Source organism: Actinokineospora sp. PR83 (assembly GCF_021056305.1).
Taxonomy (GTDB): domain Bacteria; phylum Actinomycetota; class Actinomycetes; order Mycobacteriales; family Pseudonocardiaceae; genus Actinokineospora; species Actinokineospora spheciospongiae.
This window is the reverse complement of record NZ_JAJCXD010000153.1, coordinates 26479-35818: the sequence shown is the minus strand read 5'-3', so window position 1 is coordinate 35818 and position 9340 is coordinate 26479. Positions and strand designations below refer to the sequence as shown.

7 protein-coding genes and 1 pseudogene are annotated in these 9340 nt (G+C 73.2%); 2 read left to right on the top strand and 6 right to left on the bottom strand.

Translation table 11 applies throughout. From position 1 onward, the window contains the following. The 3 genes from L6E12_RS34180 to L6E12_RS34170 form a co-directional block, all read right to left on the bottom strand. Positions 1-1164, bottom strand: a 1164-nt coding sequence (locus L6E12_RS34180; protein ID WP_236232055.1) for a class I SAM-dependent methyltransferase, incomplete at its 3' end; no start/stop codon positions are given. 213 nt (positions 1165-1377) lie between these two features. After that, positions 1378-2178 (bottom strand): TetR/AcrR family transcriptional regulator, encoded by an 801-nt coding sequence (locus L6E12_RS34175; protein ID WP_236232054.1) that lies wholly within the window; start codon positions 2176-2178, stop codon positions 1378-1380. A gap of 143 nt (positions 2179-2321) precedes the next feature. Next, complete coding sequence (locus L6E12_RS34170; RefSeq protein ID WP_236232053.1) at positions 2322-2978, bottom strand: hypothetical protein; 657 nt, start codon at positions 2976-2978, stop codon at positions 2322-2324. Positions 2979-3287: 309 nt separating this feature from the next. Between L6E12_RS34170 and L6E12_RS34165 the strand changes: the two are divergent. Beyond that, a pseudogene (locus L6E12_RS34165) lies at positions 3288-3650 on the top strand (pyridoxal-phosphate dependent enzyme); the annotation flags it as partial. A gap of 55 nt (positions 3651-3705) precedes the next feature. Next, positions 3706-4266 (top strand): pyridoxal-phosphate dependent enzyme, encoded by a 561-nt coding sequence (locus L6E12_RS34160; protein WP_236232052.1) that lies wholly within the window; start codon positions 3706-3708, stop codon positions 4264-4266. Here the strand turns inward: L6E12_RS34160 and L6E12_RS34155 are convergent. The 3 genes from L6E12_RS34155 to L6E12_RS34145 form a co-directional block, all read right to left on the bottom strand. Further along, complete coding sequence (locus L6E12_RS34155; RefSeq protein WP_236232051.1) at positions 4237-6369, bottom strand: diguanylate cyclase; 2133 nt, start codon at positions 6367-6369, stop codon at positions 4237-4239. The genes L6E12_RS34160 and L6E12_RS34155 overlap by 30 nt on opposite strands. Positions 6370-6818: 449 nt before the next feature. Continuing rightward, entirely contained in the window at positions 6819-8054 is a 1236-nt protein-coding gene (locus L6E12_RS35220; RefSeq protein WP_304523943.1) for a DivIVA domain-containing protein, read from the bottom strand. A gap of 198 nt (positions 8055-8252) precedes the next feature. Continuing rightward, positions 8253-9134, bottom strand: coding sequence for a glycoside hydrolase family 19 protein (locus L6E12_RS34145; protein WP_236232050.1), 882 nt, complete (start codon positions 9132-9134; stop codon positions 8253-8255). Between the last annotated feature and the right edge of the window lie 206 nt (positions 9135-9340).

Genomic DNA, 9340 nt, shown 5'->3' with positions numbered 1-9340 from the left:
GCCACCGAAACCACCGCCACCGAAACCACCGCCACCGAAACCACCGCCACCGAAACCACCGCCACCGAAACCACCGCCACCGATCGCGCCATCGCCACCGCCGCTGCCGCCGACCGCGCGCCCGGCGGAGGCGGCGCCGCCGAGACCGAGTCCGGCAGCGCCGTCGCCGTCGCCACTGCCCTCGACATCGCCGCTGCCGCCGACCCCGGCGCCGCCGCCGCGTCCGCCACCCCGCCCGCTGCCGCTGTTCTCACCACCGCCACCCCCGCTGCCGCCGAGGTCGCGGTGGCGTCCGAGATCGCCGTCCACCCCGCTGCCGAGGGCGGCGCCGATGGCCTCGCTGATCCGCGCGGCGAACTCGGCCCGTTCCTCGCGCGGGGGCAGCCGGTGGGCCGGGAGGGCGGAGAGGACGCCTCCGACGACCTGTTCCACCGTCAGCGCGGCGGTGTGGTCGAAGTGCCGTTCCACCACGGTGTAGCCGTGCGCGCGCAGGCTGTCGGCGTAGAGCTCGCGGGTTCGCGCGTCGGTGCCGCAGGTGTTCGCCAGGGGGTTGCCCAGCCAGTCGGCGAGGAAGGCGTGGAGGTTGCGGGACCAGTCAGTGTCCTGGTGCCACAGGGGGAGGCCGTTGGAGACCACGAGCACGCCGCCGCCGGGGCGGAGCAGGGTGCGGGCCTCGGCGAAGAGGTGGTCGTGGTCCATCCAGTGCAGTGCCTGGCCCACGGTCAGCGCGCCGACCGTGCCCGGGCCGAGCACCTGGGCCAGCAGCGGCAGATCGGTATCGGAGCCGAGGGCCCAGAGGATGTTGTCCGCCCCCGCGCGCCATTTCCGACTCAAGCTTACCGACGACCACCGACAATCCGCGGCCTCCGGCGGCGAGCCTGTGGACAACTCATCGGACACCTCGCCGGGGGGTCGCATGCCCCCGGTGGTCGCTGCCCTGGCGGCGGCCACCATGTCCGGCTCCGGGTCGACCCCCAGGACGACCCGGAGCCGCCGGGCGAGCGGGCGGGTGAGCTGGCCGGTCCCGCAGCCGAGGTCCACCGCGCTGTCGCGGTCGGTCAGGTCGAACTCCGCGCACACCGCCTCGACCAGCGACGGGGGGTACCCGCGCCGGTACCGGTGGTAGAAGTCGACGACGTCGCCGCTGAAACCCAGTCCGCCCACCGGGTCATCGTGGCGGGTTTCGCGGGGGGTGCGCAGCGGGTTTCACCCTCGGCTCATTCCGCTCACAGCGCACCGGACCCGTGGCGCCGGAGAAGCGGCCGGTCCTGTCCCGACACATCCGGGACAGGACCGGTCACCTGCACTCAGGTCTGTGGAGCAGCCACCGCGAACCGGACCCACCGCGCACCAGACACAGTGGACCGAGCGGCCGGGTCAGTCGCCGGTGGGGGTCTCGCGGGTGGAGAGCAGGGCCTCGACGCCGTCGAGGATGCGTTGGAGGCCGAAGTCGAAGTTGTGGGCGGCGTCGTAGGCCGAGCCGTACGCGGCGCCGACCGCCTCGCCGACGGCGGCGGCCATCGGGTAGCTGGCGAAGTCGACGAGCGCGGCGAGCGCCTGGCCGTTGGCCTGCCACCACTCGACGTCGGTCAGGCCGGTGTCCTTCTGCACCTGGCGGGCGTCGAGCGCCCGGCGCGCGGTGTTCTCCGCGTGGCCGACCACCAGGTTGAGCACCGTGTCCATTTCGACCTCGGACAGGCCGATGTCGGCGATGGCGCGCAGCTCGTAGTCGTACTTGACCATGACGTTGGGGCCCAGCGGCGGCCGGGTGATGCCCAGTTGCAGCATCCACGGGTGCCGGTGGAACAGCGCCCAGTTCTCCTTGGCCACCTGCTCCAGCCGCGCCCGCCAACCGCCCGGCACGTGCTCGGGCTTGTCGGTCTCGGCGTAGACGGTGTCGAGCATCAGGTCGATCAGCTCGGCCTTGCCCGGCACGTAGGTGTAGAGCGACATGGTGCCCACGCCGAGGGAGTCGGCCACCCGGCGCATGGACAGCGCCAGCACACCGTCAGCGTCGGCGACTTCGATGGCCGCCGCGACGATCCGGTCGACGCTGAGGTCGCGCCTGCCGCTGCGCGCGGGGCGCTTCTGGTCCCGCCACAGCAGCGCCAGGCTCCGCGCCGGGTCGCCGCCGCCGCTGTGGTCCCTGGTCTGACCCTTGGTCCCGTCCTTAGCCATGGTTCTCCGATCGTACTGGGTACCAGGGCCCGGCGTCGCCGTGTGCGACCCCTATCGGTCGGAGATTTCCCATTTGCGCCACATGCCCTCCGACCTGCGAGTTCCCGAGGTCTCCTCGGGGTTGTCGTCCAGTGTGGACCAGCTCACGCCGGAGCCGGTGCTACTGGGTCCACTGAGGACGCGGCGGCCCGCCTGCCGACCGCGACCATCACCGTGACCAACGACAGTAGCGGCATCGGGTTACCCAGCACAGTCGCGATCGCGATGTCGGCGGGGACCACGGCGCAGGCGAGCACGAACACCCAGGTCGGTGCCGTGCCCGGGGCGGCCCCGCGCCCGCCGGGCACGCGCCCGCGCGGTTTGGCCACCGACAGCCAGGCCTGGAAGGCGATCGCGCCCGCCATGAGCGCGGGCCCGACCAGCAGGGCGGGCGGGGCCGGGGTGCCCGCCGCGGCCGCGTCGACGGCGGCGTGCAGCTTTCCGGATAGCACGAATATCCCGATATACAACTGGATCAGGGTGATGGCGAACTTCGCCGCCACCCACCAGTGCCGGAAGAACCCCCACGAGGTGGCCGCCGCCAGCACGACGCCGGTCATCGCCGACGCGTTGGCCATCGGCGCCAGCAGGGCCAGGTCGAGCTTCTCGGCCATGGTCGTGGCCGCGACCCGCACCGCCGGGTCGTCCGTCGTCTCGCTCACCGACAGCAGGACGAACAGGCCCAGCGCCTGCGCCATCCAGCCGACCGAGGTGAGCACGTGCAGCCACACGAGCAGGTGCCGCCATCTCTTCGTCGCCATGGGCGCACAGCCTGCCGCGCGGGCGGGTGTTCCCACCTCCTGGAAGAACCCGGACATCTCCCCGACCCGACCTAGGGTCGGACCGTGAGCCACTCGACGCTGGACCACCTGGAGTGCCCCCGCTGCGGCGCCGTGTTCGACGCGCACGCGGTCCAGGGCGTGTGCGACTGCGGCTCGCCGCTGTTCGCCCGCTACGACCTCGACCGCGCCCGCACCGCCTCACCCGCGGGCCGCCCGCCGGACCTGTGGCGCTACCACGAGGTGCTGCCGGTGTCCGCGCCGTCGGCCGTGGTGACCCTCGGTGAGGGCATGACCCCGCTGCTGCCGCTGCCCCGGTTCGGCGCCCGGGTCGGCGTGCCGGACCTGTGGATGAAGGACGAGGGCCTGGTGCCGACCGGTACCTTCAAGGCGCGCGGCGCCGCGGTCGGGGTCTCCCGCGCGGCCGAGCTGGGCGTGACCGGGGTCGCCATGCCGACCAACGGCAACGCGGGCGCCGCGTGGGCGCTCTACGCCGCCCGCGCCGGGCTGCGCGCGCTGATCGCCATGCCCCGCGCCGCCCCGCTCATCACCCGCGCCGAGGTCGTCGCCGCGGGCGCCGACCTGCGGCTGGTCGACGGGCTGATCTCCGACGCCGGGGCGCTGGTGCGCGACTTCCTGGCGGCCGAACCCGGCTACCAGGACGTCTCGACCCTGCGCGAGCCCTACCGGCTGGAGGGCAAGAAGACCCATGGGCTACGAGATCGCCGAGCAGTTCGGCTGGGCCCCGCCGGACGTCATCCTGTACCCGACCGGCGGCGGGGTCGGTCTCATCGGCATCCACAAGGCGCTGGCGGAGATGCGGGCCATGGGCTGGCTGCGCACCGACGTGGTGCCCCGGCTGGTCGCCGTGCAGGCGGCCGGGTGCGCCCCGATCGTCGAGGCGTTCGAGCGCGGCGACACCGAGGCCACGGCACCGGCGGACCCGCGCACCGTGGCCTTCGGCATCACCGTCCCCAAGCCGCTGGGCGACTTCCTGATCCTGCGCGCCGTGCGCGAGACCGGGGGTACGGCGGTCTCGGTCACCGACGAGGAACTGCTGGCCACCCAGCTCGACCTGGCCGCGGCCGAGGGGACGTTCGTCTGCCCGGAGGGCGCCGCGTGCTTCGCCGCGCTGGCCCGGCTGCGCGAGTCGGGGTGGCTGGGGGAGTCCGAGCGGGTGGTCGTGCTCAACACCGGCACCGGGATCAAGTACCCCGACACCGTCAACACCTCAGGCACCTCAGGAGGGGCCGCGGTGCACCAGGTGTAGGTCGGCGATGGCGCCGCGGTCGTGCAGCCGCAGGAACAGGTCGGCGACGTCCGGGTCGAACTGGGTGCCCCTGGCGGCGCGGATCTCCTCGCGGGCCTGGTCGGCCGACAGCGCCGCCTGGTACGGCCGCTGCGACCGCATCGCCGCCCAGGAGTCGCACACCGCCACGATCCGGGCCTCGACCCGGATGTCGCGCCCGGCCATCCGGTCGGGGTAGCCGCGCCCGTCCCACCGCTCGTGGTGCTGGCGGATCACGTGCGCCACCCCCAGGTGCCCCGGCAGCAGCGAGGTCATCCGGAAGCCGTGCTCGGGGTGCCTGCGCACCAGCTCCCACTCGTCCTCGTCGAGCCGCCCCGGTTTCACCAGCACCGAGCGCGGCAGCAGGATCTTGCCCACGTCGTGCAGCCGCCCGGCCAGCTCGGTGCGGCGGACCAGGTCGGAGTCGTAGCCGAACTCGTGCGCCAGCATCCGCGCCCACCTGGCCACCGCCCGGCTGTGCCCGTGGTCGTCGAGCAGGTCGTCGACCGCGTCGGCCACCAGGTGCAGGTAGTCGGTGCCGTGCGGCTCGGGCCGCTCCTGCTCCTCGGGCACCTCGGGGTTGCTGTCGCTGGCCACCACCACCCGGTCGCGGCCCGCGGCCTTGGCGCTGTAGAGGGCGCGGTCGGCGATGGCCACCAGCTCGGCCGGGTTGGTGCCGTGGGTGGGGTAGCGCGCGGTGCCGATGGAGACGGTGACCGCCACCCACCGCTGCTGGGTCACCACGATCGGGGCGCTGGCCACCTGCTCGCGCAGCCGGTCGGCCAGCACCGCCAGCGAGTCCAGCTCGGCGTTGGGCACGATCAGGGCGAACTCCTCGCCGCCGTAGCGGACCAGCACCTCGCCGCCGCGCACGGTCGAGCGCAGCCGGGCGGCGATCTCCACCAGCACCCCGTCGCCCGCCGGGTGCCCGTAGCGGTCGTTGATGGACTTGAAGTGGTCCACGTCCACGATGAGCACCGCCACCGACCCGCCCGAGCGGCGGGCCCTGGCCATCTCCAGCGGCAGTTGCGCCTCGAAGAAGCGCCGGGTGTGCAGGCCGGTGAGCACGTCGGTGATGGCCAGCCTGCGCTGGTCGGACACCAGGATCGCCAGCCGGGTGATGGTCAGCAGGAACAGCAGCGCGCAGGCCCCGGCCACCACCGGGATGTCGCGCAGCGCGCCGGAGAAGTACTGCGCCAGCAGCACCGCGGGGGCCAGCAGCGCCACCCCGGACAGCAGCGCGATCCGGATCGGGTTCAGCGGCCCCTCGTGCACCTGCGCCCGTTCGCTGACCCGCCCCATCGTCGGGTGCAGCGCGCTGGCCCCGAGCAGCAGGTTTCCGGTGAGCCAGATCGCGTCCAGGTAGTTGCCCGCCGCGTAGGTGCCCGTCACCTGCTGCGCGACGTAGATCGTGTCGGCGGTGAGGATCAGCGCCAGCCACCCGACCAGCAGGAAGAACGCCTTCGGCCGCGCGCCCGCGCCCAGCAGCAGCCCGAGCGCGACGGTCAGCAGCACCAGGTCCATCACCGGGTACCCGACCGAGGCCAGCTCGACCAGCACCGGCGCGTCCCGCCGACTCTGCGGGCCGATCAGGTACACCCACGACAGCATCGCCGCGACCACGGCCAGCGTCCCCGCGTCGAGCAGCCCCGGCAGGTCGCGCCCCGGTGCCCGCCTGCGGATGAGCAGCAGCAGCCCGAGCGCGGCGGGCAGGTAGTGCCCCAGGTAGAACACGTCCGCCCAGGACGGGAACGCGGTGATCCCGAAGGTGTAGTGCGAGACGTAGAAGACCGCGTCGGCGGTGAAGTAGGTGGCCTGGCTCACCGCGATGAGCGCCCACGGCAGCCGGTCCCCGCGCCGCCCCCTGGCCGCCCCCACGGCCACCGCGACGGCCGCCGACCCGCTCAGCAGGCTGTAGAGCACGACCCGGGCGGGGAACCCGTCGGCGTGGACGGGCGTGAGGTAGTACACGACGACCAGCGCGAACCCCGCCAGCAGGTATGCCAGCCAGGCACCACGCGCGGTGCCGGTCCCGTTCTCGGGCCGGGTGCCTCCCCGGTCGCCCGCGCCGTTCTCCGTCTCCATCACCCCGGACGCTCATCCCGCTCCGGCCCGCCCGGCCGTCGCGCTGTGTCGGCAGACAGCGATCATGCCGCATCGGGTGGGGTCCGCGCGGGAACCATCGGTATCCGACTCATCGCCCGTTCGGCCCAACATCATGGCACAACCGCACAACGACGGGCGCCCGCCGAGGTTACGGGGCCGAAAGCCGCTGTCGGGTGCTCTCACCTGGTGCCGGCGGTGGTCGGACGGGCTTCGCCGACCCGGCCCGGTTGAACCCGCAGGTCAGCTCGACGAGGCCGACGGGCGCCGGTGATGTGGTCAGGGGCGAGTTCGCCCACTGTTCATGTCGGCGCGGAGCGGTTGCCGGAGAACGGGCTCGCCGGGCGGTGCGGAGGCGTGGTCGCGCAGTGGCGGGGGCTGCCCGCGCGGGTCTCGGTTCACCCGCGCGGGTCAGCGGGAGGTGGCGCCGGTCAGGCGCCCACGGTGACGGGGATGCGGGGGAGCGTGCGGTCCGGGTCGTCGTCGTCCGCCGGGGCGGGCGGGGTGCGGTGGGGGGTGGTCGGGGTGGGCACGGGGTCCGAGAGGAGGTCCAGGCCCGCCTCGCGGACCGTGGCCAGGCTGGCCACCAGCTGCGCGTGGACCCGGCGCTTGCGGTCCACCAGCTCGGCGAACTCGGCGCGGGCGGCGGCGAGCACGCGGTTGGCCCGCTCCCGGGCGCCCTCGGTCATCGCGGCGCACTCGCGTTCGGTGGCAGCGGTGCGTTCTACCAGCTCAGCGGTGGTGCGGGCGCGCTCGACGTCGAGTTCGGCGGCCAGCCGCCCGCGCAGCTCGGCCATCTCCTCGGCCACCCGCTCGCGCTCGGCGGCCAGGTCGGCCTCGGTGCGGGCGCGCAGTTCGGCCAGCTCGACCTCGGTCCGCTCCCTGGCTCGGGCCAGGTCGGCGCTGGTCTGCTCGCTGTCGGCGGCGGTTTCCGCGCGCGCCGCGGCGAGGTCGGCTTCGGTGGCCTGCCGGAGCCGGGTCAGCTCGGCCTCGGTGTCGGCGCGCAGCTCGGCCAGTTCCGCTTCGGTGCGCAGGCGTTCCGCGGCCAGTTCGGCCTCGGTGCGGGTGCGCAGGTCGGTGAGTTCGGTCTCGGTGCGCAGGCGTTCCGCGGTCAGCTCGGCCTGGGTGCGGGTGCGCAGCTCGGCCATCTCCGAGGTGGTCCGAGTGCGCAGCTCCGCCATCTCGGCGGTGGTCGTGGTGCGGAGTTCGGCCAGCTCAGCGGTGGTGCGGGCACGGTCGGCGATCAGCGCCTCGCGCTCGGCGACCAGGGCCGCCCGCTCGCCGGAGAACTCCGCGTCGCGGGCCGCTGCTGCTTCCGCGTCCAGGCGAGCGCGTTCCCGCTGGGCGTGCGCGTCCTCCGCGCGGACCCGGTTGCGGATGTCCGCCGCCTCGGCCGAGGCGCGGGCGACGATCTCCTCGGCTTCCTCCCTGGCGATCTCGACCATGCCCGTCAGCCGCTCGGTCAGCGACTCCGCCGACAGCGGCGCCCGCCTGATCCGGGCGAGGCGCCCGCGCAGGAGTTCGTTCTCCTCGCGCAGGTTGGTCAGCTCCGCCCCGAGGCGCTGCCCGGCGCGCTGGTGCTCGGCGGCGGCGGCGCGGAGTTCGCCGATGGCTCGGTCCACCTGACCCCGGTGGTACCCCCGCCAGGAGCTGTCGAAGACGGTCATGGGTGTCTCCTTCCGGGAGTCGGCGGCATTTCCTTTACTACCAGCATTTTTCCCCGGTGGCGAACAGCGGAAACCGTCGCGGTGGTCACTCACTCCACAAAGGACAAACAAACAGTCCTGGTCGGAACACCTCGGACGACGGGGCCCGCGGCGCGTGCGCCGCGGGCCCCGTCACTCAATCGTCACAACGTGCGCGTGTCAGCAGCCGAGGTTGTTGCCCGGGGTCGTGCCCAGGAGCGCGGTGAACCTCCGGTAGGCGTCGATGCGGCTCTGGACCTGACCGGGGTTGCCGCCGTTGCACTCCAGGGCGCCGTTGATGCTGCGGATGGTCTCGCCGAAACCCGCGCCGGTCACCATGGCGTTGTGCGGGGTCATGGTGCCGGGGCCGGACTGGGTGTTCCAGTACCAGAGGCCGGTCTTCCACGCGACGGCCGAGTCCCGCTCCACCAGGTACGGGTTGCGCAGCAGGTCGATGCCCAAGGCGTCGCCCGCTGCTTTGTAATTGAAATTCCACGAGAGCTGGATCGGGCCGCGGCCGTAGTAGGCGGCCTGCCCGGCCGGGCAGCCGTAGGGCTGGGTCGCGTCGCAGTAGTGCGGGTAGTTCGCCTCGTTGATCTCCTTGATGTGGACCAGGCCGCCGGTCTCGTGGTTGACGTTGGCCAGGAAGGCCGCCGCCTCGCGGCGCTTCGTGGTGTCGTCGCCGGTGTTGGCGAAGCCGGGGTAGGCGCTGATGGCCGCGGTCAACCCCGCGTAGGTGTAGAAGGGGTTCCGGCTCGGGAACATCGAGTTGAACTGCTGCTCGCTGACCACGAACCCGGAGGGGTTGCCCGGCGGGGTCGTGCCGCCGCAGCCGCCCGCGTCGGCCCAGACCTGCGCGGAGCCGGGGGTCTCCCCCTGCGTCCACCACTTCGCGGACCAGTTGTGCCCGTTGTGCGAGGCGGTGTTGCCGCCGACGTAGACGGTGCCCGGGTTCCAGGGCGCGGCGCAGTCGACCGCCGCGGCCTGGCCCGCGCCCGCGACGGCGAGGCCCGCGGCGGCGGTGAGGGCGGACAGGAGGGCGAGGAGGCGGTTTCTCGACACGTGATCACTTCCGTTTCGTGGACGGATCCGGCACGCGGTGGGCACGGTGACGCACCGTGTGGTGAGGATTACTCAAGCTGATCGGGCCTGAGCGCGTCAAGGTCTAGACCATTATTTTTGGTTTAGACCTCTTGTGGCGATTGATGCCTGGTCGGCGTCGTGCCACCGCCGTTGATCTACGCTTCGCAGCGCCCGGGTGGTCCGCA

What these genes read in the sequence shown, in the direction of transcription:
- L6E12_RS34175 (WP_236232054.1), bottom strand. Translation starts at nt 2,178, where the DNA reads ATGGCTAAGGACGGGACCAAGGGTCAGACCAGGGACCACAGCGGCGGC.
- L6E12_RS34170 (WP_236232053.1), bottom strand. Translation starts at nt 2,978, where the DNA reads ATGGCGACGAAGAGATGGCGGCACCTGCTCGTGTGGCTGCACGTGCTC.
- L6E12_RS34160 (WP_236232052.1), top strand. Translation starts at nt 3,706, where the DNA reads ATGGGCTACGAGATCGCCGAGCAGTTCGGCTGGGCCCCGCCGGACGTC.
- L6E12_RS34155 (WP_236232051.1), bottom strand. Translation starts at nt 6,369, where the DNA reads ATGGAGACGGAGAACGGCGCGGGCGACCGGGGAGGCACCCGGCCCGAG.
- L6E12_RS35220 (WP_304523943.1), bottom strand. Translation starts at nt 8,054, where the DNA reads ATGACCGTCTTCGACAGCTCCTGGCGGGGGTACCACCGGGGTCAGGTG.